We start from the raw sequence: 25,892 nt of genomic DNA, 5'->3' as shown, positions 1-25,892 counted from the left end.
GGGTCGCTTATACGGGTTGCCAGACCCCGGGCAAACCGATATCTCAATGGCAAAACTCGGGGAAACAATAAGGAACGTTTTGATTCTCCCGAGGCTCGTCCTGGCGGCCGCTTGGGCCGCTGTTTCCTTGTTGCGGTGGGGCCTGGCCGGAAATGGACTCTTTCGAACTCAATAAGATTCTCGGTGCCGTGCTCGGCACCTGTCTCGTTCTGCTGGTGACGAGCTTCACCGCCCAGGCGCTATTCTCCCCCAAGATGCCGGAAAAGCCGGGCTTCGAGATCGCAGTAAAGGAAGATGCCAGCCACGGCAAGGAAGGCGGCGGCGCCGCTGCCGCACCGTCCGAGCCGATCGAAAAGCTTCTCCAGGCCGCCTCCGTCGAAAAGGGCGCGGCGGCCGCCAAGAAGTGCGGCGCCTGCCACACCTTCGAGAAGGGCGGCCCGAATCGCGTCGGTCCGAACCTCTATGGCGTCGTTGGCGAGCCGAAGGGCGAAGGCCGCGGCTTCAACTTCTCGGCTGCCATGAAAGCCAAGGGCGGGACTTGGACGTTCGACGACCTCAACAAGTTCATCGCCAATCCGAAGGGCTTCGTCCCTGGCACCGCGATGGGCTTCGCCGGTATCCCGAAGGATTCCGAACGCGCCGACGTCATTGCCTATCTGAATTCGCTGTCGGAGCATCCGCAGCCGCTGCCGACGGCGTCGAAGTAAGACGTCAAAAACCTATCTTGGAATACGCGGCCAGGCTGAAAAGCCTGGCCGTTTCCGTATCCGGGCCTCGCGGCGACGTTATCGGGGCTTTTGGCCGCATCTGAGAGGCAGTCCGGGCTTCCAAGATGAGGAAAAAGCAACATATTCGGTCGAAACCTCGCCTATATTGGGAACTTAAAGGAGTAGCCTCCTTCAAGACAGGAATGTTGATTTGGCCATCACCCGACGCGATCTCCTGCTCACCGGCACTGCGGCCGCAGCGCTCCCCGCCCTCGGTTCCGTGGGCAGCGTTTCCGTCATCGGCATGGCACAGGCGCAATCGGGTGAGCTGCCTTCGACTGGGCTTCCCTGGCGCCATGCGCTGTCGCTGTTCGGTGACATCAAGTATCCCGCCGACTTCAAGCGCTTCGATTACGTCAATCCGGATGCGCCCAAGGGCGGTGTCGCCCGCCTGATCTCGATCGGCACCTTCGACAATTTCAACCTCGCGGTCGCCGGCATCAAGGGCTCCCTCGCTCCAGCCGCGGCGATGATCTACGAAACGCTGATGACCCGGGCGCAGGACGAGGTGGCGACCGAGTACGGCGAACTTGCCGAGGCCGCACAACATCCGGACGATTTTTCCTGGGTGATCTATCGTTTACGCAAGGAAGCCCGCTGGCATGACGGCAAGCCGGTGACGCCGGACGACGTTATCTTCTCGCTGGAGACATTCAAGCAGCAGAGCCCGATGTACGCGTCCTACTATCGCCATGTGACCAAGGCGGAGAAGGTCGGCGAGCGTGACGTCAAGTTCAGCTTCGACGGGCCGGGCAACCGCGAATTGCCGACCATCGTCGGCGAATTGATCGTGCTGCCGAAGCATTGGTGGGAAGGCACCGACGCGCAGGGCCGCAAGCGCGATGTCAGCGCGACCACGCTGGAGATCCCGCTGGGCTCCGGCCCGTACCGGATCAAGGAATTCGTGGCGGGACGCTCGATCAAGCTGGAGCGGGTGAAAGATCATTGGGGTGCCAATCTCCCCAGCCAGATCGGCATCAACAATTTCGACGAGCTGCGCTTCGAGTTCTTCCGCGACAACATCGTGGCGCTGGAAGCCTTCAAGGCCGACCAGGCCGACTGGATCGCGGAAAACTCCGCCAAGCAGTGGGCGACGGCCTATGACTTCCCCGCGGTCGCGGAGAAGCGGGTGATCAAGGAAGAATTTCCGATCAACGATTCCGGCCGCATGCAGGCCTTCGTCGTCAACATCAGGCGCCCCCAGTTCAAGGACGCGCGGGTGCGGCGCGCCTTCAACTATGCCTTCGACTTCGAGGAGATGAACAAGCAGCTCTTCTTCGGTCAGTACAAGCGCATCAACAGCTATTTCGAAGGTACGGAACTTGCCGCGACGGGTCTGCCCCAGGGAGAGGAATTGCAGATCCTCGAAACCGTAAAGGACAAGGTGCCGCCGGAAGTTTTCACCACGCCTTACCAGAATCCAGTCGGCGGCACTTCGGAGGCCGTGCGCGCCAATCTGCGCGAAGCGGCAAAGCTGCTGAAAGAGGCCGGTTTCGAAGTGCGCGACCACAAGCTGGTGGACGCCTCGGGCAAGGTCCTGACGGTCGAAATCCTGGTGCAGGATCCCTCATCCGAGCGAATCGCACTGTTCTACAAGCCGTCGCTGGAGCGGATCGGCGTCAATGCGTCGGTTCGTACGGTCGATGATGCGCAGTACCAGAACCGGTTGCGCAGCTTCGACTTCGACATGATCATCGATCAGTGGGGCGAGTCGCTCTCGCCGGGCAACGAGCAGCGCGAGTTCTGGGGCTCGCAGGCCGCCGACATGCCTGGTGCGCGCAACACCATCGGCATCAAGAACCCTGCTGTGGATGCCTTGATCGAGAAGGTGATCTTCGCCAAGGATCGCGCTGGTCTCGTCGCCGCCACCCATGCGCTCGATCGCGTGCTGCTCTGGAATTTCTACGTGGTGCCTCAGTTCACCTATCCGTTCGCACGCTATGCCCGTTGGGATCGCTTCAGCCACGCCGAGCCAATGCCGAAATATGGACGGTCCGGCCTGCCGACGCTGTGGTGGTATGACGCCGAAAAAGCGGCGCGGAACGGAAAACGCGCTTGAGGGAGCCTTTGCGCATGGCGCAGCTTTCACGCCGGCAGGTGCTTGCCCTGGGTGTCGCCGGCGCACTCGGTGCCGCCTGGCAGCGCGGCACAACGGCGTCGGAAAGGCCGACCGAGGCCCACGGCATCTCGGCATTCGGCGATCTCAAATATCCCGCCGATTTCCACCATTTCGATTATGTCAATCCGGGCGCGCCGAAGGGCGGCACGTTCTCGCTCATCCCGTCGGTGAAATCGTATAATCAGTCCTACCAGACCTTCAACTCGCTCAACGCCTTCATCCTCAAGGGTGACGGCGCGCAAGGCATGGACATGACGTTTGCGCCGCTGATGGTGCGGGCAAATGACGAGCCGGACGCGATGTACGGGCTCGCCGCTCAATCCGTGCAGATATCGCCGGACCGGCTGGTCTATCGCTTCACGATGCGGCCCGAGGCGAAATTCCATGACGGCAGCAAGCTCACCGCCCACGATGCGGCGTTCTCGTTGAACGCGCTGAAGACCAAAGGGCATCCATTGATCATCGTGCAGATGCGCGACGTGGTGAGCGCTGAAGCGATCGACGATGCGACGCTCGTCGTGACCTTTGCCAAGGGACGTGCCCGCGACGTGCCGCTCTATGTCGCCGGACTGCCGATCTTTTCGAAGGCGTACTACTCGTCCCGCCCGTTCGATGAATCGACGCTGGATATTCCGCTCGGCTCCGGTCCGTACAAGGTCGGCAGGTTCGAGGTCAATCGCTACATCGAGTTCGAGCGGGTGAAGGACTGGTGGGCCGCCGACCTGCCGGTTTGCCGCGGCAGCTATAATTTCGACGTCGTGCGCTATGAATTCTATCGCGACCGCGACGTCGCCTTCGAAGGTTTCACCGGCAAGAACTATCTCTACCGTGAAGAATTCACCTCGCGCATCTGGGCGACGCGCTACGACTTTCCGGCCGCCAAAGATGGTCGCGTCAAGCTCGAGGTCGTGCCTGACGACACGCCCTCCGGTGCGCAGGGCTGGTTCATCAACACGCGACGCGAGAAATTCAAGGACCCTCGCGTGCGCGAGGCCCTGATCAACGCCTTCGATTTCGAGTGGACCAACAAGACCATCATGTACGGCGCCTATGCCCGTACGGTGTCGCCATTCCAGAACTCGGACCTCATGGCCGGCAACGGGCCTCCGTCGCCGGAAGAGCTGAAGCTGCTGGAGCCGTTCCGCGGCCAGGTTCCCGACGACGTGTTCGCGGCGCCCTTCACGCCGCCAGTCTCCGACGGCTCCGGGCAGGACCGCAGCCTGTTGCGCAAGGCGCAGCAATTGCTGAACGAGGCCGGCGTACCGATCAAGGACGGCAAGCGGGTGCTGCCGAATGGCGAGATCTTCAGGATCGAGTTCCTGCTGGACGAGCCCTCCTTCCAGCCGCACCATGCGCCCTACATCAAGAACCTGGGGACGCTCGGCATTGAGGCGAGCGTGCGCGTCGTCGATGCCGTGCAGCACAAGGCGCGCCAGGAAGATTTCGACTTCGACATGACGATCCAGCGTTTCAGCATGTCGGCGACGCCGGGCGATGCCATGCGCGCGTTCTTCTCGTCGCAGGTTGCCAACACCAAGGGCTCGTACAATCTCGCGGGCGTCGCCAGCCCGGCGATCGATGCCATGATCGAGAAAATCATGGCGGCCGACAGCCGCGAGGAATTGACGATCGCCTGTCGGGCCTTCGATCGCCTGTTCCGCGCCGGCCGCTATTGGGTGCCGCAATGGTATAACAAGACGCACCGGCTGGCGTATTGGGATCAGTTCAGCCATCCCCAGAAGCTGCCGCGTTACGCCAACGGCGTCGGTGCTCCCGACATCTGGTGGCATGATGGCGCCAAGGCGGCCAAGCTCGAGCAGGCGAAATAATCATGAGCGCCTATATTGCCCGCCGCATCCTCTTGATGATCCCGACGCTGCTGGGGATCCTCTTCGTGTCCTTCATCGTCGTGCAGTTCGCGCCGGGCGGCCCGGTCGAGCGCGTGATCGCGCAGCTCTCGGGCGCGGACACCGGCGGCAGCTCGCGCATTTCGGGCGGCGGCGATTTCGCGCAACGCGCCCCGGGGCAGTTGGGGGGCGGCGGCGATGCCATCAACTCGAAATATCGCGGAGCGCAGGGCCTCGATCCTGATTTCATCAAGAAGCTGGAAGCGCAGTTCGGCTTCGACAAGCCGGCGCCGGAACGCTTCCTCCTGATGGTGTGGAACTTCGCGCGCTTCGATTTCGGCAAGAGCTATTTCCGCGACGTCAGCGTGATCCAGCTGATCAGGGAGAAGCTGCCGGTCTCGATCTCGCTCGGGATCTGGCTTACGTTGATCACCTATCTGATCTCGATCCCGCTCGGCATCCGCAAGGCGGTCAAGGACGGCACGCGCTTCGACACCTGGACGTCGACCGTTCTCGTGCTTGGCTATGCCATTCCCGGCTTCCTGTTCGCTGTCCTTCTCATCATCCTGTTTGCCGGCGGCTCCTTCTTCAACTGGTTCCCCCTGCGCGGACTGACCTCCGACGGCTGGTCGCAGTTCCCCTGGTACTGGAAGATCATCGATTATTTCTGGCATCTGACGCTGCCGCTGATCGCCATGGGGCTCGGCGCGTTCACCACCATGACGTTCCTGACCAAGAACTCGTTCCTGGACGAGATTCGCAAGCAATATGTCATGACCGCGCGTGCCAAGGGCTGCGGCGAGGGCCGGGTGCTTTACGGCCATGTCTTCCGCAATGCGATGCTGATCGTGATCGCCGGTTTTCCCGGGACCTTCATCCACGCCTTCTTCTCGGGCTCGCTGCTGATCGAAACCATCTTCTCGCTGGACGGGCTCGGGCTGCTCAGTTTCGAGAGCGTGCTTAACCGCGACTATCCCGTTGTGTTCGGCACGCTCTACATCTTTTCGTTGGTCGGCCTCGTGATCAACCTGATCTCCGACCTGACCTATATGTGGATCGACCCCCGGATCGATTTCGAGGCGCGGGAGGTCTGATGACGATTACCGCGCCGACGCCCATCGAGACCACGACTCAATCCCCAATGGGGGAGGTCGTTCCGATCACGCGCAAGTCGTTCGCCCCTTCGCCGCTCAACAAGCGGCGCTGGCAGAACTTCAGGGCGAACCGCCGCGGCTACTGGTCGTTCTGGATCTTCATAATTTTGTTCGTGGTCTCGCTGTTCGCCGAGCTGATCGCCAACGACCGGCCTTTCCTGATCAAGTTCGACGGCCGGCTCTATTGGCCCGCCTTCGTGACTTACTCGGAAACCACCTTTGGCGGCGATTTCGAGACGGCGGCCGACTACCGCGACCCCTATTTGCAGAAGCTGATCAAGGACAAGGGCGGCAGCATCGTCTGGCCGCTGATCCGCTATTCCTACGACACCCACAATCTCGATCTGCCGACGCCGGCGCCGTCGCCGCCGACCTGGATGCTGACCGAGAAGCAATGCAAGCCGGTGGTGGAGAAGAAGGGGCTGAAGAGCTGCCGCGACCTCGAATACAACTGGCTTGGCACCGACGATCAGGGGCGCGACGTGGTCGCGCGGCTGATCTACGGATTCCGCATCTCGGTGCTGTTCGGCCTGTGCCTTACCATCATCTCATCCGTCATCGGCATCGCGGCGGGGGCGGTGCAGGGCTATTTCGGCGGTCGGGTCGATCTCATCTTCCAGCGCTTCATCGAGATCTGGACAGCTATTCCCTCGCTCTACCTTCTCCTGATCCTGTCCTCGGTCCTCGTGCCCGGCTTCTTCGTGCTGCTGGGTATCCTGTTGCTGTTCTCCTGGGTCTCGCTGGTTGGTCTCGTGCGGGCCGAGTTCCTGCGCGGGCGCAATTTCGAATACATTCAGGCGGCGCGGGCGCTCGGTGTCTCCAATCCGGTCATCATGTTCCGCCATCTGCTGCCGAACGCCATGGTCGCGACCATGACGTTCCTGCCCTTCATCGTGTCGAGTTCGGTGATGACGCTGACGGCGCTCGATTTCCTGGGCTTCGGTCTGCCGCCGGGGTCGCCTTCGCTGGGCGAATTGCTGTCCCAGGCGAAGGCCAATGTGCAAGCACCTTGGCTCGGCTTCTCCGGTTTCTTCTCGGTCGCAATCATGCTGTCGCTCTTGATCTTCATCGGCGAAGCCGTGCGCGACGCCTTCGATCCGCGCAAGACGTTCAGGTAAACCAATGGACGCGATCAACCAGCCCCTGCTTGCCGTGCGCGATCTCTCGGTGACCTTCCACCAGGGCGGCTCCACCACGCTCGCGGTCGACAAGATCTCGTTCCAGATCAAGCGCGGCGAATGCGTCGCGCTGGTCGGCGAATCCGGCTCCGGAAAATCGGTCAGCGCACTCTCGATCCTCAAGCTCCTACCCTATCCGAACGCCTCGCATCCCTCGGGCAGCATCCGCTTCAAGGGCCAGGAGCTGATCGATCAGTCCGAGCAGCAGATGAGGGAGGTCCGCGGCAGCGACATTTCCATCATCTTCCAGGAGCCGATGACCTCGCTCAATCCGCTGCACACGATCGAGGCGCAGATCGGTGAGATCATCCAGCTGCACAACCCGACCAGCAATGCCGAGGCGCGCAGGCGGACGCTGGAGCTATTGACCCAGGTCGGCATTCCCGAGCCCGAGACGCGGCTGAAGAGCTATCCGCACCAGCTCTCCGGCGGTCAGCGCCAGCGCGTGATGATCGCAATGGCGCTCGCCAACGAGCCCGACCTCTTGATCGCGGACGAGCCGACCACGGCGCTCGATGTCACCGTGCAGGCGCAGATCCTGGCGCTGCTCGCCGAGATCCGTTCGCGGCTCGGCATGAGCCTGCTCTTCATCACCCACGATCTCGGCATCGTGCGCCGCATCGCCGACACCGTCTGCGTCATGAAGGGCGGTGTGATCGTCGAGCAGGGGCCGGTCGAGCAGGTCTTCAGGAGCCCGAAGCATCCCTATACGCGCGACCTGCTCGCGGCCGAGCCGAAGCCCGATCCAGCGCCGCCGCAGCCGGGTGCGCCGGTGGTGATGTCGGCCAATGAGCTGAAGGTGTGGTTTCCGATCAAGCGCGGCTTGATGCGCAAGACGGTGGGCCACATCAAGGCGGTCGACGGCGTCAGCGTCGCCGTGCGTAAGGGCGAGACCCTCGGCGTCGTCGGCGAATCCGGCTCGGGCAAGACCACGCTGGGACTCGCGCTGCTGCGGCTGATCTCCTCGAACGGACGCATCGTGTTTCTGGGCAAGGACATCCAGGGCCTGCGCTTCAAGGAGATGCGGCCCTTCCGGCGCGACATGCAGATCGTGTTCCAGGATCCGTTCGGCTCGCTCTCACCGCGCATGTCGGTCGCCGACATCATCGCCGAAGGCCTCTCCGTGCATCAGCCGAATCTCTCGCGCGAGGAGCGCGAGGCGCGCGTGGTCAAGGCACTCGAGGATGTCGGGCTGAAGCCGGACACCCGCTACCGCTATCCGCATGAATTCTCCGGCGGCCAGCGCCAGCGCATCAGCATCGCGCGCGCGGTCGTGCTGGAGCCGGATTTCGTCGTGCTGGACGAGCCGACTAGCGCGCTCGACATGCTGTTCCAGGCGCAGATGGTCGATCTGTTGCGCGAGCTCCAGCGCAAGCGCGACCTCACCTACATGTTCATCTCGCACGATTTGCGCGTCGTCGCCTCGCTCGCCAGCCATCTCATCGTGATGCGCGGCGGCAAGGTGGTCGAGGAGGGACAGGCGGCCGAGCTCTTCAAGAACCCGAAGACGGATTACACCCGCGCGCTGTTCGCCGCGGCGTTCCGGCTGGAGACGGCCGGGAATGGGGCGGTTGCGACGTAGCGTTCGTCAGAGCCGCTTGATCGCGGCGACCTCGCTGCCGGCTTGCGTGATCCGCGCGAGCGCCGGCTCGATCGGCTCGATCACGGTCGCCATGTGGTGCGCATTGGCGTGAACCATGGAGCTGGCGTCGCGGACGATGGCGACATGGCCCTTCCAGAAGATCAGATCGCCGCGCACCAAGCTACCCCACTCATGCGGCTCCAGCGCGCGGCCGAGGCCGGCCTGCTGCATGTCGCTGTCGCGCGGGCAGCCGATGCCGGCAGCAGTGAGCGAGACCTGGACGAGGCCCGAGCAATCGATGCCAAAACTGCTCTTGCCGCCCCAGAGATAGGGCGTGCCGGCGAAGCGCTCGGCGACGGCGACGAAATCCGGCTCGCGATGATCGAGCGGGGCAAGATGCGTTTTCGGTAAGAACGTTCCTTCGCGCGTCACAGCGAAGGGCCCGTCCTCGCGCACGATCGTGAGATTTGATCCCAGCACCAGCGTGTCCGCCGGCGGCAATTTGATCGAGGGGCCGGGGAAGGCAAATGTTCGCAGCGCGCTGACCACGTGGGTCGGGGCGGCCGCGGGCTTCATGAGCGCTGCATCCGGCAGCCAGCCCACATAGCCGTCGCCGTTGAGCTGGCCCCAGGCCCAGCCTTCGCCGTTGCGGTCGTAAATGGTGACGCGCTCGCCGCGCAGCGCCTCCGTCATCAGCATCGCGTTCGACGATGGCTGCTCGCGCACCGGCGCGATCGCCTCGACCAGCTCGAATTCCTCGCCGGTGACGAAGCGATCCGCCTCAACCTTGCCTTCGAGATATTTCGCGGCGATGTCGCCCCGCGCCGGCGTCAGCCGCAGGTCATGCATAGCGTTCGCTCAAGAGTGCGTAGATGGCGCGCGCGGCCTGGCACTCGCCGCCTTCGGGCCGCGCCGGCTTCGCCGACGGCGTCCAGCCATAGATGTCGACATGCAGCCAGCTCTTGGCATGCTCGACGAAGCGTTGCAGGAACAGCGCGCAGGTGATCGAGCCGGCGAAGCCGCCGGAGGGCGCGTTGGTGATGGTCGCCGTCTTGGAGTCCAGCCAGGCATCGTAAGGCGGCCACAGCGGCATGCGCCACAACGGATCGTTCTCCTTCACCGCGCAGCGCGCAACGTCGGCAGCCAGCGTCTCATCATTGGTGTAAAAGGGCGGTAGATCCGGCCCCAGCGCAACGCGCGCCGCGCCGGTCAGCGTGCCCAGGTCGATCAGCAGCTCCGGTTTCTCTTCATCGGCCAGCGCCAGCGCGTCGGCGAGGACGAGGCGGCCTTCGGCGTCGGTATTGCCGATCTCGACCGTGATGCCCTTGCGCGAGGTGAAGATGTCGAGCGGGCGGAAGGCATTGCCGGCGACCGCGTTTTCCACGGCCGGTATCAGCACGCGCAGCCGCACCTTCAGCTTCGCATCCATCACCATGCGTGCGAGCGCGAGCACGTTGGCGGCGCCGCCCATGTCCTTCTTCATGATCAGCATGCCGCTCGACGGCTTCAGGTCGAGCCCGCCGGTGTCGAAGCAGACGCCCTTGCCGACCAGCGTCACCTTGGGATGAGCCGGATCGCCCCAGCCGATGTCGATCAGCCGCGGCGCGCGGCTGGAGGCCATGCCGACGGCGTGGATCAGCGGAAAATTCGTCTTCAGATCCTCACCGATGGTGCAGGCGAAGCTTGCGCCGAATTCGGCGGCGAGCGCTTGTGCGGCTGCGGCGAGCTGCTCCGGTCCCATGTCGTTGGCCGGTGTGTTGATGAGATCGCGCGCCAGCATCGCCGCATCTGCCATGCGATCGATTTCGGTCGCCTCGACGCCATCCGGCGGCACCAGCCGGACGTCGGGCCTGTCAGCCTTGCGGTAACGGGAAAAGCGGTAGCTGCCGAGTGCGAAGGCGAGCGCCGCCAGCCGTGCGTCGTGCGGCACATTGGCAAAGCGATAGGTGCCCGGCGGCAGCAGGCCGGGCAGGGCGCCCGGCCGGAACAGGTCGCGCGATCTGGCGCCCTCGTCCTCGAGGCCGAACAGCACCTGTGCAATTGCGCCATCCGGCGCGGGCAGCGCGAGATAGCCGCCGGGCTTGGAGGCAAAGGCGCTCGCGGTGGCGAACTGGCGTTGCGCCGGCGGCAGCGCCTCAGCGACCTGATCCCAGCTCGATTTGGTAACGAAGGTGATCGGGATGGCGGTGGGCGACGTCTCGAAGACAGAAGGCATTGGCGGGTCCGGATCATCAGATCAAGCAGGTCGTAGGAACGAGACTTCGCAGAGTTTCGCCGCCGCCGCAATCGGCTTAGCTGTCACCGGTCAGCGAGCCGCTACTCGCAGTGCGGGGGCCATGCTAGGTTCCGAGGACGGCCGCCAGCTGTTGGAGTTCGCCGGCGGCCGGCGAGCCTGCCGGGAGGAATTGCAATGGAATTCGTGTGGAGCGTGGTCACGTTCATCGGCCAGGCCATCGAGGCGATCTTCGGCTATGTCGAGCACCATCATTGGATCTTCGCGTTCCTCGCCGGCGGCTACGTCTTCTATCTCCACGACCGCTCCGTCCACGCGCGGTTCGATGCGCTGGACAAGCGCATCGATGAAATCCGCAAGCGGCTCGCCATCGAATATTGACCGGGCGGGACGAAGCCGCCGTCGGGCAGATCTCGTACTCACTGCGCGACGGAGAGTGCAATTGCTGCGGGACCTGAACGAACAGGTGAAGGTGCTCGGCCTCGATCTCGGGGCCGGCGGGAAGGTGCCGCCGCAGACGCTGCCGTGAGCGGCGTGACTTGGCCGATGTTAACTGGCCGTTAGGGTTAACAGTCTATTGCTGGCGCGTTCGGCTCGATCAATCGGCTCGAGAGTCAAAGCGTCATGCGTCAACGGTTCAGTCTTGCCCGGCTTCTTGCGTCCACCTCGCTGATCGCGGCAGTGGCTATGGGCCTCGGCGGCTGCACGGGCATGTGGAAGCTCTCCGAGGTCACGGGCTCGGTCGGGCCGCGGGCGGAAGCCGCTCCCGCCGATCCCGCGCGCGCTGTCGAAGTCTATGGCGAGCGCTATCGTGCCAATCCCAAGGATGCCGGCGCCGCGCTCGCCTATGGCCAGGCCTTGCGCGCCAACGGGCAGCGCGCCCAAGCCGTCGCCGTGCTCGAGCAGGCGACCATCGCCAATCCCGGCAACAAGCCGCTGCTCGCCCAGTACGGCCGCGCGCTCGCCGACAACGGCAATTTCCAGCAGGCCTTCGACGTGTTGTCGAAGGCGCATTCGCCCGACAATCCGGACTGGCATCTGCTCTCGGTGCAGGGTACTGCGCTCGATCAGATGGGCCGGCACGAGGAGGCGCGCTCCTATTATGCGAGCGCCCTGAAAATCGCGCCGGGTGATCCCGGCGTCCTCTCCAATCTCGGCCTGTCCTACATGTTGACGAGGAACCTGCCCAAGGCCGAAGAGGCGCTGCGACAGGCTTACGCTTCGCCGCGCGCGAGCACCCGGGTGCGGCAGAATCTCGCTCTGGTCGTCGGCCTCCAAGGACGCTTCGCCGAGGCCGAGACCATCGTCAAGGCGGACCTGCCGCCGGACCAAGCCGCGGCCAACGTCGCCTATCTCAAGGAAATGCTGAATCGCAACGACGCCCCGCGCGGCGCACCGAAGCGGACCCCGGTCGCTTCGCTCAGCCAGCCCGATTGAACGGCCTGATCTTGAACTTGACGTCGCCGGCGGACCGCGCGCCGGTCTCTCGCATCAGTGCAGCTCGGTGATCTTGATGCCCGTCGGTCCGAGAATGACGACGAACAGCACTGGCAGGAAAAACAGGATCATCGGCACAGTCAATTTCGGCGGTAGCGCAGCGGCCTTCTTCTCGGCCTCATTCATGCGCATGTCGCGGTTTTCCTGCGCCATGACGCGCAGCGAATGCCCGAGCGGCGTACCGTAACGCTCCGCCTGCTGAAGCGCGAGACAGACCGACTTGACGCCTTCGAGCCCGGTGCGCCGCGCCAGGTTTTCATAGGCCATCTTCCGGTCCTGCAAGTAGGACAGCTCGGCCGTGGTCAGCGCGAACTCCTCCGACAGCGCAATCGACTGGCCGACGATCTCGGTGGAGACCTTCCGGAACGCCATTTCGACCGACATGCCGGATTCGATGCAGATCAACAGCAGGTCGAGCGCGTCGGGAAAGGCGCGCTTGATCGAGAGCTGGCGCTTGGAGATCGCGTTCTTGAGGAACAGCATCGGGGCCTGCAGGCCGAGATAGGCCGCGCCGACGCAGATGCCGATCTTGATCGGCATCGCCTGCTTCATGTGCGCGATCAAGAAGACGTAGACGGCGGCACCGATGAAGAGCCCGATCGGAGCGACCATGCGGGCAAAAAGGAAGGTGATGTAGGGTGCCTGGCCGCGGTAGCCCGCCATGATGAGCTTGTCGCGGGCGGCTTCCTGCGCGAGCCATTTGGTGAGGTTGAAGTCCTCGACCACCTTGGAGACGAGCTGCTTAGGCGTCTGGCGCAGCGACACCTTCTCGCTCTTGTTGAGGCGCTCGCGCTCGCGCTGCCGGAGGCGCTCACGCTCGCTCGCCACCGCCTTCATGCGCTTGGAGAGTCCCTCGCCGGCAAACAGCGGCATCACCAGCGTATAGACGGTGGCGCTGGCGGCAATGGCCGCCAGCAGCATGGTCATGAAGCGGACGTCATGTAGCTTCGAAACGAGAAACTCGACCATACGGCACCGTCAGAAATCGAAGTTGATCATCTTCTTCATCACCATGACGCCGATCGACATCCAGACGACGCAGCCGACCAGCATCAGCTGGCCGGTCGGGTGGGTCCAAAGCAGCGAGATATAGTGCGGCGTCGTGAGATAGACGAGGAACATCACGATCGGCGGCAGCGAGCCGATGATGCCGGCCGAGGCCTTGGCCTCCATCGACATCGCCTGAATCTTCTCCTTCATCTTCTTGCGGTCGCGCAGCACCTTGGAGAGGTTGCCGAGCGCTTCGGAGAGGTTACCGCCCGACTTCTGCTGGATCGAGATCACGATGCCGAAGAAATTCGCCTCTGGGAGCGGCATGCGGTCATACAGCCGCGAGCAGGCCTCGCCGAGCGGCATGCCGATCGCCTGCGTCTCGATGATCTGGAGGAATTCGCTGCGCAGCGGCTCCGGTGAATCGGCGGCGACGACCTTGATCGACTCGAACAGCGGCAGACCGGCCTTGATTCCGCGGACGATCACGTCGACCGCATCGGGCAGTGCCGCCAGGAACTTGGTCTCGCGACGCTTCTTGAGGAAGCCCAGCGCCCAGCGCGGCAGGCCGAAGCCGCCGGCAAAGCCGAGGCCGGCGGCGCCGAGCAGGCCGCCTCCGACGAACAGAGCAGCCGCGAACAGCACGCCCGCCACGACGGCGGACACGACCCAGAATTTCTGCGGGGTCCAGTCGAGCCCCGCCTGCGAGAGGCGGACGCTGAGCGGGATTCTCTTCTCCTGCTGGCGCCGCGCCTCGAGATCCTTGAGCGAAGTCTCGACCTGCTCACGGCGCGATCGTTGGCTCTTCTCGGTCTGCTTGGCTGCGGGCGTGTCGGCACGCGCGATCGAAGCGCGGCGGTTTTCGGCCTTTTGCTCCCCTGACAGGAGTGGATAGAGGAAGACCCAGGCGATGCCGCCAACGGCGGCCGTGGCGAGAAAGGCGAGGGCGAGGACCTGCATGTTCATGACGCTGACCTGCTCACGTTGTCGGCGCCAATTCGGCGGCGTCGAGCGCGGCGGCAAGGCGCTTCTCTTCGCCGTAATAGCGGGCGCGTTCCCAGAATTTCGGGCGGCCGATGCCGGTCGAGCGGTGCCGGCCAATGATCTTGCCGTTGGCGTCTTCGCCGATCAGGTCGTAGAGGAAGATGTCCTGGGTGATGATGGTGTCGCCTTCCATGCCCATCACTTCGGTGATGTGGGTGATGCGGCGCGAGCCGTCGCGCAGGCGCGCGGCCTGGACGATGACGTCGATGGATGCGCAGATCATCTCGCGAATGGTGCGCGAGGGCAGAGAGAAACCGCCCATGGTGATCATGGATTCGCAACGCGACAGCGCCTCGCGCGGATTGTTGGCATGCAGCGTCCCCATCGAGCCGTCATGGCCGGTGTTCATGGCCTGAAGCAGGTCGAACGCCTCGGGTCCGCGGACTTCGCCGACGATGATGCGTTCGGGGCGCATACGGAGGCAGTTGCGCACCAGCTCGCGCATGGTGACCTGGCCTTCGCCTTCGATGTTGGGCGGGCGGGTTTCGAGCCGGACCACATGAGGCTGCTGGAGCTGGAGCTCGGCCGCGTCCTCGCAGGTGATGACGCGTTCGTCGTGCTCGATGTAGTTGGTCAGACAGTTGAGCAGCGTCGTCTTGCCCGAGCCGGTGCCGCCGGAGATCAGCACGTTGCAGCGGACCCGGCCGATGATCTGGAGGATCTCAGCGCCTTCCGGCGAGATCGCGCCGAACTTGACGAGCTGATCGAGCGTCAGCTTGTCCTTCTTGAATTTGCGGATGGTGAGGGCGGGGCCGTCGATCGCGAGCGGCGGCACGATGGCATTGACGCGGGAGCCGTCGGCGAGGCGCGCGTCGCAGATCGGCGAGGATTCGTCGACGCGCCGGCCGACCTGGCTGACGATGCGCTGACAGATGTTGAGGAGCTGCTGATTGTCTCGAAAGCGGATTCCGGTGCGCTGGATCTTGCCCCCGACCTCGATGAAGACGGTGCCGGCGCCGTTCACCATGATGTCGGCGATGTCGTCGCGCGCGAGCAGAGGCTCCAGCGGGCCATAGCCGAGCACGTCGTTGCAGATATCGTCGAGCAGTTCCTCCTGCTCGGCGATCGACATCACGATGTTCTTGATCGCGATGATCTCGTTGACGATGTCGCGAATTTCCTCGCGGGCGGACTCGGAATCGAGCTTGGCGAGCTGGGCGAGGTCGATGGCCTCGATCAGTGCACCGAAGATGGTCGCCTTGACCTCGTAATAATTGTCCGAGCGCCGGCTCTCCATGGCGGGAGGCGGCGGCGCCTTGGCAGGGGCAAGCGATGGTGAGGCGACGGCCGGCGGGAGCGGGGCGCGCGACACCGTCGCCGCCGGAGCCTGGGAAGGCTCGGGCAACACGGCGCCGGGCTTGGGAGCCCGAAAATCGGTGTCTGTTCCGCTACGCTTACCGAACACTTAACAACTCCATGCGGCGGCTTATTTTCCCCGCAACTTCTCAATCAGGGGTGAAAACAAGGACGACTTTTGTTTCTTCGTCTCGCTGCGGCCGGTCAGGCGCTGGGCGATCTGAAGGAACATCTCGATCGACTTGTGATTGGCCGAGATCTCCGCGATCATCTGGCCATTGTTGGCCGCCGAGCCGAAGATCTGCGGCTCGAACGGGATCGACGCGACCGGCTGGCTCTCGATCGCCTTGGCGAATTCCGTGGCGGCGATTTCGGGCCGTTTCGGGACACCGACCTGGTTCAGGCAGTAGAGCGGCGGCCGGTCGTTGGGGCGCGAGGCCTTCAACAGATCGAACAGGTTCTTGGTATTGCGCAAATTGGCGAGATCGGGCGCGGCCACGATCAGGATGTCGTCGGCTCCGATCAAGGCGCGCTTGGTCCAGCCCGACCATTGGTGCGGGATGTCGAGCACGATGCAGGGCATGGTGGAACGCAGCGTGTCGAACACGGAATCGAAGGCGTCGGAGCCGAAGTCATAGACCCGGTCGAGCGTCGCGGGCGCCGCCAGCAGGCTGAGATGGTCGGTGCATTTCGATAGCAGGCGGTCGATGAAGGCCGTATCGACGCGATCGGGTGAGAACACGGCGTCGGCAATGCCCTGTGGCGGGTCCTGGTTGTAGTCCAGCCCGGCGGTGCCGAAGGCGAGGTCGAGATCGGCGACGACCGCATCCATCGCAAGATCGCGAGCGATCGCCCAGGCGACATTGTGGGAGATGGTGGAAGCGCCGACGCCGCCCTTGGCGCCGACCACGGCGATGATGCGGCCGACCGCCTTGGCTTCCGGCGCCGAGAACAGGTTGCAGATCGAGCGCACGACGTCGATCGCGCCGACCGGCGCGAGCACGTAGTCGCTGACGCCACGGCGCACGAGCTCGCGGTAGAGCATGACGTCGTTGATGCGGCCGATCACCACCACGCGGGTGCCGGCATCGCAGACGGTAGCGAGCTGATCGAGCCCGCCCAGGAGGTCGCTGCGACCGTCGCTTTCGAGCACGATTACGTTCGGTGTCGGGGCGGAGCGATAGGCTTCGATCGCCGCCGCCATGCCGCCCATCTGGATCTTCAGATGGGCCTTGCCGAGACGGCGATCCTCGCCGGCCGACTGCACCGCGGCAGCGGTCTCCACGGTCTCGCAGAAAGCCTGCACCGAGACACGCGGCGAGGGCGCAATATGCTCCTCGACCGGCGGGGGCGGTGTTTCCGGCTGCTCTTCTTGAGGCTGGCGAGCGTAGCTGATCATTTGCCGGTGTCGCTGAGTTTGGCCTTGTCGGCTTCGGGATGGAGGGTCGCCGTCGTCGTCCCCTTGCGATACTTCTCGAAGGCCGTGGTGCGACGCGCTATATAGGGCGGCGTTTCCGCCCTCGGCTGCTCGAGGTCCGACGGATTGTCGACCATCGCCGCGAGGTTGCGCTGATAGGCGCAGCCGTAATTGTAATAGTCCTTGTTCTCGAACCAGCTCTTGTTCTTGATCGAGGGGCCGATGTCGTCCGGCCACAGGCCGCAGGGGCCCGCGACCGCGGCGATCTTGGAGTAAGTGAGTCGGATTGGCGGCAGGAAGCGCCTGTCTTCCGGCTGGTAGGGGTGAACGTTGATGCCGCGCGGCGGAACGCCTGCCGCCGCCAGCATCGCCTGGATCTCTCGCATGGTGTCCGCGACCGGTCGCGCGTTGGGCGTGCCGGATGGCATGTCGATCCGGATGGCGCCGGTGCCCTCGTGCAGCCAGGCCGAGGCGACGCCCATGACGTCGGCGCGCTGGGCAGCGGTCAAGCCGCCGCGCGCGTGGCCGACGAAGACGACGATCGAGCGGTCCTGCTCTTCGATCGCGATCGGATGGCGCTGCTTGTAATCGTCTGGAATGGAGGCGGTGACGGCTTCGTCGTGCTGGCAGCCGCCGAGCGCGAGCGCCATGCCGACGAGCGCGCCACCGAGGCGGATGGCGCGTCTGCGAAGCTGGGGTGGTCTTGTGATCATCGTGAAGTCCCCGTTCCGCTTCAGTCGGTGATGAAGCCGTAGGTGCCGCGGTAATTCCTGGCCGGTTCGGTCCGGCCAGGCACGCCGTAGATGCGGTTGATGTTGCCGAGCAACTCGGCCTGCGGATCGGCCGGGGCGGCGAAGCCGTCATCCGGCCGCGACAGGTCCTTTTGCGCGACCGCGCGAACGACATAGGGCGTCACGATCACGACCAGTTCGGTTGCGTTGTTGACGAAGTCGCGGCTGCGGAACAGCGTGCCGAGGACCGGGAGCTGCATCAGCCCCGGCAGCCCGCTGACCGCCTGCTTGGTCTGCTGCTGGATCAGGCCAGCCATTGCCATCGCGCCGCCCGAGGGAATTTCCAGCGAGGTCTCGGCGCGGCGGGTCCGGATCGAGGGCACCGTCAGCGAGTTCACCGACGTCGCGCTCACGGCCTGGGACAGCGTGATCGCATTTTCGTTCGACAGTTCCGAGACCTCGGTCATCACGCGCAGGCTGATCTTGCCCTCGCTCAGAACCACGGGGGTGAAGTTGAGCGAGATGCCGAACTTCTTGAAGCTGATCTGGGTGGTACAGACATGCGTGACGGGATCGCAGGCATAGCCTGCCGGCACCGGGAATTCACCGCCGGCAATGAAGGTCGCCGACTCGCCGGAGATCGCGGTCAGGTTCGGCTCGGCCAACGTACGGATCACGCCCGCGGTCTCCATCGCGCGCAGGGTGGCCTGCACGGTCGGCGTCGCGCCGAACTTCGTGGTCAGGTTGTTGCCGTCCACGAGGTTCTTGCCGAGAGCCGTGAACGGATTCGAGTTGGAGAAGCTCACCACAGAGGTGCCGTAGTTCAGGTTCGCGGAGAGGTCGATGCCGAGCTGCTTGACGATGTTGCGCTGGACTTCGGCCACCGTCACCTTCAGCATGACCTGGTCGCGGCCGCGGACCACGATCGAGTTCACCACCTTGTCGGCGCTGCCGGCGAGCCGTGCGGCGAGATCGTTGGCCTGCTGCGCTTCCAACGGGTTCGCCGCCGTGCCGGTCAGGACGATGCCGTCGCCGAGGCCGTCGATCTGGATGTCGGAATTGGGCAGGATCTGCTTCAGCGCGGCCCGCACGCCGTTGAGGTCGCGCTTGACCGCGATGTCATAGGCCGCAATCTGCTGGCCGGCGGAATCGAAGAACACGATGTTGGTCTGGCCGACGGTGGCGCCGATGATGTAGGCGCGCTGCGCCGAGCGGACCACGGCATTGGCGATCTTGGGGTCGGCGACCAGCACGTCCTTGATGTCGCGCGGCAGGTCGATCACGACAGACTTGCCGATGCCGAGCGAGAGGAAACGCGCGTTCATCTGGCCGTCGGCCGCGACCGGCGCCATGGGACGGTAGTCGGCGGCGACCACCGGGCTGAGGGCCGGGTTGAGCGTCAGCGCGAGGGCGGCCGAAAACGACAGGGCGCGAACCAGTGAGGTTCGCATCGTCGCCAGATTTGCCCTGCATTTCATATCGACTGCCTTCATCTTGCTTTCGCCGTCTGACTTGGAATGCCGTAGCGAATGATCGAAACGCCGTCGCGCTTCTGTGCGGATTCGTCGAGCGTGATCTCGCTCATCTTGACGTCGGCTATGCTGCGCAACGCCAGCGACAGCGTTCCGGCCTGGCGGGCCGACGAAAGCGCCTGGGTCTGCGCGGGATTGAGCTCCAAGGTCACGGTCTTGCCGACCACCGTGTTCTGGCCGTCCTTCTCCTTCGGCGCCTGGTCGATGGCCAGGACGCGGATGTTGGTCAGGATGATCTCGGAGGTGACGATGTCCGGAGCACCGTTGCTCTGGTCCGGATTCTTGAGGCGGCGCGTGAGGATCACATCGACGCGGTCGTTGGGCAGGATGAAGCCGCCTGCGCCGGTCTCCGGCGAGATCTCGGTCGAGATCGCCCGCATGCCGCTCGGCAGGATGGCCGCCATGAAGCCGGAGCCCTCGGCCTTGACCAGCTTCTGGTCGCGGATTGGCTCACCCTGAATGAAGGGAGCGCGCGCGATCGAGCCGGTCACCTGGGTCACGCCCTCGGGACGCTCGTTGCGGCGGATGAAAGTGGCGCTGGCGGTCGCGGCCGGCCAGGTCTGCCATTGCACGTCTTCCGGCTTCACGGTCTGGCCGAGACCGATGTCGTTCTTGGCGACCAGGACGTCGACGGTCGGAAGCTGTGCGACCGGAGCCGGAGGCGGCGCAGAATTGTCCGTGCCGCTCGCCAGGTACGCGGCGACGCCGCCGGCGCAGATGGCGACGGTCAGGACGACAATGCGTGCCCTATTCATACGCTTCACTTTCCAACAAAACGCCGCGACGCTGCCGCCGCCGTGATCGGCAGTTGACCAGCTATTCGTCAAAGCATGGTTAATGAGGCGTATCTAAATCGCCTTAACGCCGGGTTTACCCGGTGCGTTCAGCGCAGCGCGAGATGAGCGAGATCGATCGCCTTCACCCATTCGGTCTCCGGGTAAACCATCAGCGCGCTCAGTGCGAGCGCGATGCCGTAGGGAATACCGCTCTCCTTGGCGTGCAGCCGTGCGAGCCAGGCCTGGCCCGCCAGTCCGTAGGGCAGCGGCCACTGCCGGAACTGGAGCAGGAGCAGCGTCAGCGCCCCGCCGAACAGCGAGGCGTAGAGCAGAAAGTTCATCAGATGCGCAAAGCCGAACCAGAGTGCGACGGAGGCCGCGACCTTGGCATCGCCGCCGCCGACCCAGCCCATCGCAAAGCAGGTGAAGGCCACGACCAGCAGGAGTGCGCTGGCACCGACATGGCTCAGCATCTCATAAGGTGCCATGCCACCGGCGAGAGCGAGGGCGAAGAAGCCGGCGACCAATGCCAGCGACACGCGGTTCGAGATCGTCATCGTGAAGAGGTCGCTCGCAGCGGCGAATGCCATGAGAGCCGGGAAGAGCAGAAGGCGCGCAAGGTCGAGGATCATGGGCTGCGTCTTGAGGCCTGGTTGTGTCGCCGAAGCTGGCGGCGCGGATGCTAGCCGGCAGTGCTAAACAAACCGACAACGGCAGCCGAGTGGCGAGGCTGGCTCCGCCGCGAGCGTGCTCACCAGAGGCTGGCAATGCGCACGGCGAGCGTGACCGTCGCAAGCAGCAGCGCAAGGCAGACCCAATAGGCCGGCGAGCCGGTCTGCGCCGCCTTCGCCTCGTTCGCCGCGACCGCGGCATCGGTTCTGTACTCGCGCAACGCCACTGGAACTCGCCGTCTTCAGAAAAACAAAGGCCCCGGAGGTCCGGGGCTTTTGCGAATCGCTCTTCGGGTACTTACTTCAGCGACGAGCTGATCGAGCCGAACTTGGTGTTCAGCGAGCTGCCGAGATTGTTGACGACCGTGATGATGGCCAACGCGATGCCGGCGGCGATCAGACCGTATTCGATGGCGGTGGCGCCGGATTCGTCCTTCGCGAAACGCGCAATCAAGTTCTTCATGAACAAAACTCCTTCTGGGTGGGATCGCCTCGTTCGGCGCTGTCTTTGACGCGACGAAGATGAGAGCCGAGCTCTTTCGGTAGCGTTAATTCAATCGCGCAAATCCGCTTGTCGCGCGATGCTTTTGGCCAGAGTGAATTTCGTCTTAAGGCGGCCGTTGAATTCGGCCCGGTTCCGAATGCAGCGCACGCGCCGGCCGGCTTCACCCTCCCTTAAATCTAGCGGAGTAGGCCTAGGCGGGACCAGCAATTCGGAAGTGAGGCGACGATGTCGAGCCTGCCCATGCAAGTCGCCCTGATGCTCGGCGAGACCATCGCGAAGGTGGCCCCCGTCACCCTGGTGCTCGCGGCAGTCTTCACCGTGCTCGAGCATTTCTGGGCCTGCAATCCCGGTGCGCCGTGGTGGCGCAAGCGGGAGATCATCACAGACATCTGCTACTGGTTCTTCGTTCCGGTGTTCGCCCGCACGATGCGGATCGGACTGCTGATCGTCGGCGCCGGCGTCGTCTTCAACATCCACGAGGCCGACGAACTCATCGCCTTCTACGACAATGGCCATGGCCCGCTGTCACAGCTGCCGCTGTGGGTGCAGGCCGTGCTGTTCCTGGTGCTGTCCGATTTCATGCTGTACTGGCTGCACCGGCTTTTCCATGACGGCGGGTTCTGGAAGTACCACGCAATCCATCATTCGTCGGAGGAGATCGGCTGGATTTCCGCGGCGCGCTTCCATCCCGTCAATCTCGTGCTCGGGACGATCAGCGTCGACGTCGTGCTGCTGATGGCCGGTATTTCCCCGAACGTCATGATCTGGGTCGGCCCGTTCACCACCTTCCATTCGGCCTTCGTGCACGCCAACTTGAACTGGACCTTCGGACCGTTCAGATACGTGCTGGCGACGCCGGTGTTCCACCGCTGGCACCACACCTCGCTGGAAGAGGGAGGCGACACCAATTTTGCCGGGACGTTCCCGATCTGGGACGTGCTGTTTGGCACCTTCCGTATGCCAGAAGGCAGGCTGCCGCAGGATTACGGCAAGGACGAAGCGACCATGCCCAAGGAAATCGGCGGCCAGCTCGCCTATCCGTTCCGCCACTAGGGCGGCGTCAACGTCTCCAGAGGGCTACAAAGCGCCGGTCCCTTCAAACAATAGTCGGCGAGTTTGCGGAACGTTCACGAATTAAGGGCAGGTTAGCCGGGTCGGGCACCGGCTCCGCTGTATCTGATCGTTTCTGCCGGTTTGTGACGTCCCGGGGGTAAGTGTATGCGTAAAGAATTGCTGCGCCGTCAGGCGCGCGTCTGCCTTCTGGTTGCGGCTGCGATGCTGGCATCGCCCGGTGCCGGCCTTGCCGAGCCGACCGCCGACACCATTGCCGTCAATGTCGACCAGGCCAAGCTGGTCCGGCTCCCCGGCAAGGTCGCGACCATCGTGGTCGGCAATCCCCTGATCGCGGACGTCACGCTGCAGCCCGGCGGCATGATCGTCGTGACCGGGAAGGGTTATGGTGCCACCAATTTCATCGCGCTCGACCGGGGCGGCGAGATCCTGGTCGACCGCCAGATCCAGGTCGAAGGTCCGAGCGACCGGCTCGTCACCGTCTATCGCGGGATCGAGCGCGAGTCCTACAGCTGCATGCCGCTTTGCCAGCGTCGCTTGACGCTCGGCGACAGCGACGCCTACTTCAACCACACGATGACCCAGGCAGGCTCGCTGAGCAACAATGCCAGCGGGGCTGCCGGCGGGGCCGCCAAGACCAACTAGCAGGACCGATTGGCGCTCTGCCCGGGCAGGATATCCGTGCCGCGTACGGAGAAGTCTTCGAACATGAAAAGGCCGTGCGTTGCGCACGGCCTTTTTTAATTCCTTGGCTCGCCTGAGCCGGCCCGGGTCAATATCCGGGGGCCCGGCAGGCTCAGCCCGCGGCGCGGAGGTTGTCCGCTGCCGACTTGCCGGAGCGGCGGTCGGCCACGATCTCATAGGAGACCTTCTGACCTTCCTGCAGCGAGCCGAGGCCCGCGCGCTCGACGGCGCTGATGTGAACGAACACGTCCTTGCCGCCGTCGTCGGGCTGGATGAAGCCATAACCCTTGGTCGCGTTAAACCACTTCACGGTTCCCATGCTCACTGGGGTAGTCCCTTCTAGATAGCACAATGTAAGAGCCTGCTCGCGCAGGCAGGTTAGATCGAATTTTTGGAAGGGTCGTCAGCGTGTCTGAACCGGCTGTACCGGTGGATGCTAATGTCGTCCGGCCGAAAATCGATTAATTCATTTTATCGGAATTAAGGCCTCAAAACAATCCTGACGCGCACGATTTTTTGATCCGCCGTGATGCCCACGGCGGATCAGCATACAGGTCAGAACTTTACTTCCGCGCTCGCGCGCCGGGAGGCGACTAACGGCGGCGGAACTGGCCGCCGCGCTGCGCCCCACCCCGCGGCGGGCCGCCGGGCGTCGAGGGACGTTCGTCCTTGTGACGGAAAATCAGTCGGCCCTTCTCGAGGTCGTAGGGCGACATCTCCACCGTCACGCGGTCGCCCGCGAGTGTCTTGATGCGGTTCTTCTTCATCTTGCCGGCGGTGTAGGCAACGATCTCGTGTCCGGCGTCGAGCTGCACGCGGTAGCGGGCGTCGGGGAGGATTTCGGTGACCAGTCCTTCGAACTGGATCAGCTCTTCCTTGGCCATGTGGTTGTCTCCAGGTCGTGGACGACTAGTGCGAATGAGGATTGCGATTCGGTCGGCCGTTGGGACGACTCTCGCGACGCAAAAAGGCAACGCCTTGTATTCCATCAGGCTTGCCGGCGCTATGCGCGGGACGCTGTTCCGACCGATCGGCTGGTGAGGAATTCATCTTACCACCGGAATGGCGGCGGCGGCGAGACCCCTTCGACGTGTTGTGGCTCTCACCGGACCTGCCATCAACAGGCCGGCCCTCGACATGCCGTCCTTCGCCATGCCGTCCATCAGCATGTCTTGCGCCGTGCGGGCGCTGGCTGGGACGGCCTGGCCGGCCCGAGCGATGCTGCGCAGCAGCAGGCGCCTGGGCGGCCTCGCGGCCGGCGTCGGTGCGGTGATCCTCGCGCGGCAGCGCCACGCGGATCAGGCGCTCGATATCGCGGAGATAGCTGAGCTCCTCGCCGCCGGCCACGAGCGAGATCGCGGTGCCGTCGGCGCCGGCGCGCGCGGTGCGGCCGATGCGGTGGACATAGGTCTCGGGCACGTTGGGCAGATCGAAATTGATGACGTGGCTGATGCCGTCGACGTCGATGCCGCGGGCGGCGATGTCGGTGGCGACCAGAGTGCGGATCTCGCCCGAGCGGAACTGGGCGAGCGTGCGCTCGCGATGGTTCTGCGACTTGTTGCCGTGGATGGCGTTGGCCGCGATGCCCGCCTTGGCCAGCGTCTTCACCACCTTGTCGGCGCCGTGCTTGGTGCGGGTGAAGACCAGCGCGCGGTTGATCGGCTCGTCCTTCAGCAGCTTGGTGAGGAAGGCGGGCTTGGCCGAGAAATCGACCTGGAGGATGCGCTGGTTGATCCGCTCGGCGGTGGAGGAGACCGGGGTCACCGCGACGCGGGCGGGATCACGCAGCATGGCATCGGCGAGCTCGGCGATGTCCTTCGGCATGGTGGCCGAGAAGAACAGCGTCTGGCGCTTGATCGGCAGCTTGGCGACGATTTTGCGGATATCGTTGATGAAGCCCATGTCGAGCATGCGGTCGGCCTCGTCGAGCACGAGGAACTCAACGCTCGAGAGCTTCAGACCGTTGCTCTGCACGAGATCGAGCAGGCGGCCGGGGGTGGCGACCAGAACCTCGACGCCGGGCATCAGCGACCGGACCTGGCGGCCCATCGGCACGCCGCCGATGGCGAGTGTCGAGGACAGGCGGATGTGGCGGCCATAGGCGTTGAAGCTGTCGAGGATCTGGCCGGACAGTTCGCGGGTGGGCGACAGCACCAGCACACGGGCCGTCTTGGGCTGCGGCTTGATGCGGTTCTCGAGCAGGCGATGCAGGATCGGCAGCGCGAAGGACGCGGTCTTGCCGGTGCCGGTCTGGGCGATGCCGACGACGTCGCGGCCGGTCAGCGCCAGCGGGATGGTCTGGGCCTGGATCGGGGTGGGGGTGACGTAGTTCTCTTCACGAAGAGCGCGCGCGATGGGTTCGGCGAGGCCGAAATCCTGAAACGAAGTCAAAAGAGGGGTGCTTTCCATGTCAAAAGCGGGCGCCCGGCGCATTCGGCGCGGCGCGCGCATAGGGTGTCGAGAAGACACCTGCGTGTTTGGGGTGTCGGATGGGCTTGGGAGATATGGGGCAAGCCAGAGCCCCGTAGGGGCTTAAGAACACGCAGCTCGCAACGACGGCTTGATTTGCAAGCAGTCTCGGGCGTTCATATGGAACATCGTAGGGGCGCTTTCAAGGCAAGCTCGCCTCAAACGGCGGTTGCGGTGCATAAATATTTATGCCGGAAATTTAGCCAGAATTGGAAATTTGCATAAAAAATAGACTGCCTGCCGCTTTCGCATACATTTCAGTTGCCCAGGGTTTAGGCGGAAAGACTGCGGCTGAACTTGGAATTCAGGTCGTTTTATAAGTAAATTCA

At 64.0% G+C, this 25,892-nt stretch carries 25 protein-coding genes; 10 read left to right on the top strand and 15 right to left on the bottom strand.

What is annotated here, in order from left to right; translation table 11 throughout:
- The first annotated feature begins 152 nt into the window (after positions 1–152).
- The 6 genes from XH85_RS42325 to XH85_RS42300 all read left to right on the top strand — a co-directional run bounded on the left by XH85_RS42325 (position 153) and on the right by XH85_RS42300 (position 8,647).
- Positions 153–707, top strand: coding sequence for a c-type cytochrome (locus XH85_RS42325; RefSeq protein WP_128936654.1), 555 nt, complete (start codon positions 153–155; stop codon positions 705–707).
- Positions 708–918: 211 nt separating this feature from the next.
- Positions 919–2,826: an extracellular solute-binding protein gene (locus XH85_RS42320; RefSeq protein WP_128936653.1), complete on the top strand. Its 1,908-nt coding sequence runs from the start codon at positions 919–921 to the stop codon at positions 2,824–2,826.
- Between the two features lie 14 nt (positions 2,827–2,840).
- A complete protein-coding gene (locus XH85_RS42315; protein WP_128936652.1) occupies positions 2,841–4,715 on the top strand; it encodes an extracellular solute-binding protein in 1,875 nt (624 codons plus the stop codon).
- 2 nt (positions 4,716–4,717) lie between these two features.
- The gene (locus XH85_RS42310) at positions 4,718–5,827 is read left to right on the top strand and encodes a microcin C ABC transporter permease YejB (RefSeq protein WP_128936651.1); all 1,110 of its coding nucleotides are present in this window, start codon (positions 4,718–4,720) and stop codon (positions 5,825–5,827) included.
- Positions 5,827–7,005 carry an ABC transporter permease gene (locus XH85_RS42305; RefSeq protein WP_128936650.1) on the top strand — a complete coding sequence of 393 codons (1,179 nt, stop codon included), beginning with the start codon at positions 5,827–5,829 and terminating at the stop codon, positions 7,003–7,005. Before XH85_RS42310 ends, XH85_RS42305 begins: the two co-directional genes overlap by 1 nt.
- 4 nt (positions 7,006–7,009) lie before the next feature.
- Positions 7,010–8,647: an ABC transporter ATP-binding protein gene (locus XH85_RS42300; protein WP_128936649.1), complete on the top strand. Its 1,638-nt coding sequence runs from the start codon at positions 7,010–7,012 to the stop codon at positions 8,645–8,647.
- Positions 8,648–8,653: 6 nt separating this feature from the next.
- Here XH85_RS42300 and XH85_RS42295 read toward each other — a convergent pair whose 3' ends face one another.
- Together XH85_RS42295 and XH85_RS42290 are read right to left on the bottom strand one after the other, a co-directional pair.
- A complete protein-coding gene (locus XH85_RS42295) occupies positions 8,654–9,496 on the bottom strand; it encodes a C40 family peptidase (protein ID WP_128936648.1) in 843 nt (280 codons plus the stop codon).
- Entirely contained in the window at positions 9,489–10,862 is a 1,374-nt protein-coding gene (locus XH85_RS42290) for a leucyl aminopeptidase family protein (protein ID WP_128936647.1), read from the bottom strand. The genes XH85_RS42295 and XH85_RS42290 overlap by 8 nt, the downstream gene beginning before the upstream one ends.
- Before the next feature lie 195 nt (positions 10,863–11,057).
- On the opposite strand from XH85_RS42290, the gene XH85_RS42285 reads away from it, so the two are divergent.
- A complete protein-coding gene (locus XH85_RS42285) occupies positions 11,058–11,261 on the top strand; it encodes a hypothetical protein (protein ID WP_128936646.1) in 204 nt (67 codons plus the stop codon).
- 243 nt (positions 11,262–11,504) lie between these two features.
- Complete coding sequence (locus XH85_RS42275) at positions 11,505–12,317, top strand: tetratricopeptide repeat protein (protein WP_128936644.1); 813 nt, start codon at positions 11,505–11,507, stop codon at positions 12,315–12,317.
- A 54-nt stretch (positions 12,318–12,371) separates the two neighbouring features.
- Here the strand turns inward: XH85_RS42275 and XH85_RS42270 are convergent, their stop codons facing one another.
- The 10 genes from XH85_RS42270 to XH85_RS42230 form a co-directional block, all read right to left on the bottom strand.
- Positions 12,372–13,346: a type II secretion system F family protein gene (locus tag XH85_RS42270; RefSeq protein ID WP_128936643.1), complete on the bottom strand. Its 975-nt coding sequence runs from the start codon at positions 13,344–13,346 to the stop codon at positions 12,372–12,374.
- 9 nt (positions 13,347–13,355) lie between these two features.
- On the bottom strand, positions 13,356–14,333 hold the full coding sequence (locus XH85_RS42265) for a type II secretion system F family protein (protein ID WP_128936642.1): 978 nt from the start codon (positions 14,331–14,333) through the stop codon (positions 13,356–13,358).
- 13 nt (positions 14,334–14,346) lie between these two features.
- Complete coding sequence (locus tag XH85_RS42260; RefSeq protein WP_091881232.1) at positions 14,347–15,816, bottom strand: TadA family conjugal transfer-associated ATPase; 1,470 nt, start codon at positions 15,814–15,816, stop codon at positions 14,347–14,349.
- A gap of 21 nt (positions 15,817–15,837) precedes the next feature.
- A complete protein-coding gene (locus XH85_RS42255; RefSeq protein ID WP_128936641.1) occupies positions 15,838–17,106 on the bottom strand; it encodes a CpaE/TadZ family protein in 1,269 nt (422 codons plus the stop codon).
- Complete coding sequence (locus XH85_RS42250; protein WP_128936640.1) at positions 17,103–17,837, bottom strand: CpaD family pilus assembly protein; 735 nt, start codon at positions 17,835–17,837, stop codon at positions 17,103–17,105. Before XH85_RS42250 ends, XH85_RS42255 begins: the two co-directional genes overlap by 4 nt.
- 20 nt (positions 17,838–17,857) lie before the next feature.
- Positions 17,858–19,333 (bottom strand): type II and III secretion system protein family protein, encoded by a 1,476-nt coding sequence (locus tag XH85_RS42245; protein WP_164939414.1) that lies wholly within the window; start codon positions 19,331–19,333, stop codon positions 17,858–17,860.
- An 11-nt stretch (positions 19,334–19,344) separates the two neighbouring features.
- On the bottom strand, positions 19,345–20,142 hold the full coding sequence (gene cpaB / locus XH85_RS42240) for a Flp pilus assembly protein CpaB (RefSeq protein ID WP_164934716.1): 798 nt from the start codon (positions 20,140–20,142) through the stop codon (positions 19,345–19,347).
- Between the two features lie 128 nt (positions 20,143–20,270).
- Complete coding sequence (locus XH85_RS42235; protein WP_128936637.1) at positions 20,271–20,795, bottom strand: A24 family peptidase; 525 nt, start codon at positions 20,793–20,795, stop codon at positions 20,271–20,273.
- Positions 20,796–20,914: 119 nt separating this feature from the next.
- Complete coding sequence (locus tag XH85_RS45700; protein ID WP_164939400.1) at positions 20,915–21,055, bottom strand: hypothetical protein; 141 nt, start codon at positions 21,053–21,055, stop codon at positions 20,915–20,917.
- 77 nt (positions 21,056–21,132) lie between these two features.
- Entirely contained in the window at positions 21,133–21,297 is a 165-nt protein-coding gene (locus tag XH85_RS42230; protein WP_014498224.1) for a Flp family type IVb pilin, read from the bottom strand.
- Positions 21,298–21,564: 267 nt separating this feature from the next.
- Between XH85_RS42230 and XH85_RS42225 the strand changes: the two genes are divergently transcribed.
- Together XH85_RS42225 and XH85_RS42220 are read left to right on the top strand one after the other, a co-directional pair.
- Positions 21,565–22,392: a sterol desaturase family protein gene (locus XH85_RS42225; RefSeq protein WP_128936636.1), complete on the top strand. Its 828-nt coding sequence runs from the start codon at positions 21,565–21,567 to the stop codon at positions 22,390–22,392.
- Positions 22,393–22,557: 165 nt separating this feature from the next.
- The gene (locus XH85_RS42220; protein ID WP_128936635.1) at positions 22,558–23,055 is read left to right on the top strand and encodes a pilus assembly protein N-terminal domain-containing protein; all 498 of its coding nucleotides are present in this window, start codon (positions 22,558–22,560) and stop codon (positions 23,053–23,055) included.
- A gap of 151 nt (positions 23,056–23,206) precedes the next feature.
- Here XH85_RS42220 and XH85_RS42215 read toward each other — a convergent pair whose 3' ends face one another.
- The 3 genes from XH85_RS42215 to XH85_RS42205 form a co-directional block, all read right to left on the bottom strand.
- On the bottom strand, positions 23,207–23,419 hold the full coding sequence (locus XH85_RS42215) for a cold-shock protein (RefSeq protein ID WP_091881246.1): 213 nt from the start codon (positions 23,417–23,419) through the stop codon (positions 23,207–23,209).
- 268 nt (positions 23,420–23,687) lie between these two features.
- A complete protein-coding gene (gene infA, locus XH85_RS42210; protein ID WP_128936634.1) occupies positions 23,688–23,978 on the bottom strand; it encodes a translation initiation factor IF-1 in 291 nt (96 codons plus the stop codon).
- Positions 23,979–24,003: 25 nt separating this feature from the next.
- Entirely contained in the window at positions 24,004–25,527 is a 1,524-nt protein-coding gene (locus XH85_RS42205) for a DEAD/DEAH box helicase (RefSeq protein WP_128936633.1), read from the bottom strand.
- Between the last annotated feature and the right edge of the window lie 365 nt (positions 25,528–25,892).

Origin of the sequence: Bradyrhizobium zhanjiangense (genome assembly GCF_004114935.1) — a bacterium.
In the GTDB taxonomy this organism is placed as follows: domain Bacteria; phylum Pseudomonadota; class Alphaproteobacteria; order Rhizobiales; family Xanthobacteraceae; genus Bradyrhizobium; species Bradyrhizobium zhanjiangense.
The sequence above is the reverse complement of the archived record's forward strand: the minus strand, read 5'-3'. Positions and strand labels throughout refer to the sequence as shown.

Bases quoted from the DNA above. Each gene is read 5' to 3' on its own strand.
- XH85_RS42205 (WP_128936633.1), bottom strand. From the start codon at position 25,527: ATGCGCCGGGCGCCCGCTTTTGACATGGAAAGCACCCCTCTTTTGACT.
- XH85_RS42270 (WP_128936643.1), bottom strand. From the start codon at position 13,346: ATGGTCGAGTTTCTCGTTTCGAAGCTACATGACGTCCGCTTCATGACC.
- XH85_RS42250 (WP_128936640.1), bottom strand. From the start codon at position 17,837: ATGATCACAAGACCACCCCAGCTTCGCAGACGCGCCATCCGCCTCGGT.
- XH85_RS42300 (WP_128936649.1), top strand. From the start codon at position 7,010: ATGGACGCGATCAACCAGCCCCTGCTTGCCGTGCGCGATCTCTCGGTG.
- XH85_RS42230 (WP_014498224.1), bottom strand. From the start codon at position 21,297: ATGAAGAACTTGATTGCGCGTTTCGCGAAGGACGAATCCGGCGCCACC.
- XH85_RS42295 (WP_128936648.1), bottom strand. From the start codon at position 9,496: ATGCATGACCTGCGGCTGACGCCGGCGCGGGGCGACATCGCCGCGAAA.
- cpaB (WP_164934716.1), bottom strand. From the start codon at position 20,142: ATGAATAGGGCACGCATTGTCGTCCTGACCGTCGCCATCTGCGCCGGC.
- XH85_RS42290 (WP_128936647.1), bottom strand. From the start codon at position 10,862: ATGCCTTCTGTCTTCGAGACGTCGCCCACCGCCATCCCGATCACCTTC.
- XH85_RS42315 (WP_128936652.1), top strand. From the start codon at position 2,841: ATGGCGCAGCTTTCACGCCGGCAGGTGCTTGCCCTGGGTGTCGCCGGC.
- XH85_RS42305 (WP_128936650.1), top strand. From the start codon at position 5,827: ATGACGATTACCGCGCCGACGCCCATCGAGACCACGACTCAATCCCCA.
- XH85_RS42235 (WP_128936637.1), bottom strand. From the start codon at position 20,795: ATGATCCTCGACCTTGCGCGCCTTCTGCTCTTCCCGGCTCTCATGGCA.
- XH85_RS42255 (WP_128936641.1), bottom strand. From the start codon at position 17,106: ATGATCAGCTACGCTCGCCAGCCTCAAGAAGAGCAGCCGGAAACACCG.
- XH85_RS42325 (WP_128936654.1), top strand. From the start codon at position 153: ATGGACTCTTTCGAACTCAATAAGATTCTCGGTGCCGTGCTCGGCACC.
- XH85_RS42275 (WP_128936644.1), top strand. From the start codon at position 11,505: ATGCGTCAACGGTTCAGTCTTGCCCGGCTTCTTGCGTCCACCTCGCTG.
- XH85_RS42265 (WP_128936642.1), bottom strand. From the start codon at position 14,333: ATGAACATGCAGGTCCTCGCCCTCGCCTTTCTCGCCACGGCCGCCGTT.
- XH85_RS42310 (WP_128936651.1), top strand. From the start codon at position 4,718: ATGAGCGCCTATATTGCCCGCCGCATCCTCTTGATGATCCCGACGCTG.
- infA (WP_128936634.1), bottom strand. From the start codon at position 23,978: ATGGCCAAGGAAGAGCTGATCCAGTTCGAAGGACTGGTCACCGAAATC.
- XH85_RS42220 (WP_128936635.1), top strand. From the start codon at position 22,558: ATGCGTAAAGAATTGCTGCGCCGTCAGGCGCGCGTCTGCCTTCTGGTT.
- XH85_RS42245 (WP_164939414.1), bottom strand. From the start codon at position 19,333: ATGAAATGCAGGGCAAATCTGGCGACGATGCGAACCTCACTGGTTCGC.
- XH85_RS42285 (WP_128936646.1), top strand. From the start codon at position 11,058: ATGGAATTCGTGTGGAGCGTGGTCACGTTCATCGGCCAGGCCATCGAG.
- XH85_RS42225 (WP_128936636.1), top strand. From the start codon at position 21,565: ATGTCGAGCCTGCCCATGCAAGTCGCCCTGATGCTCGGCGAGACCATC.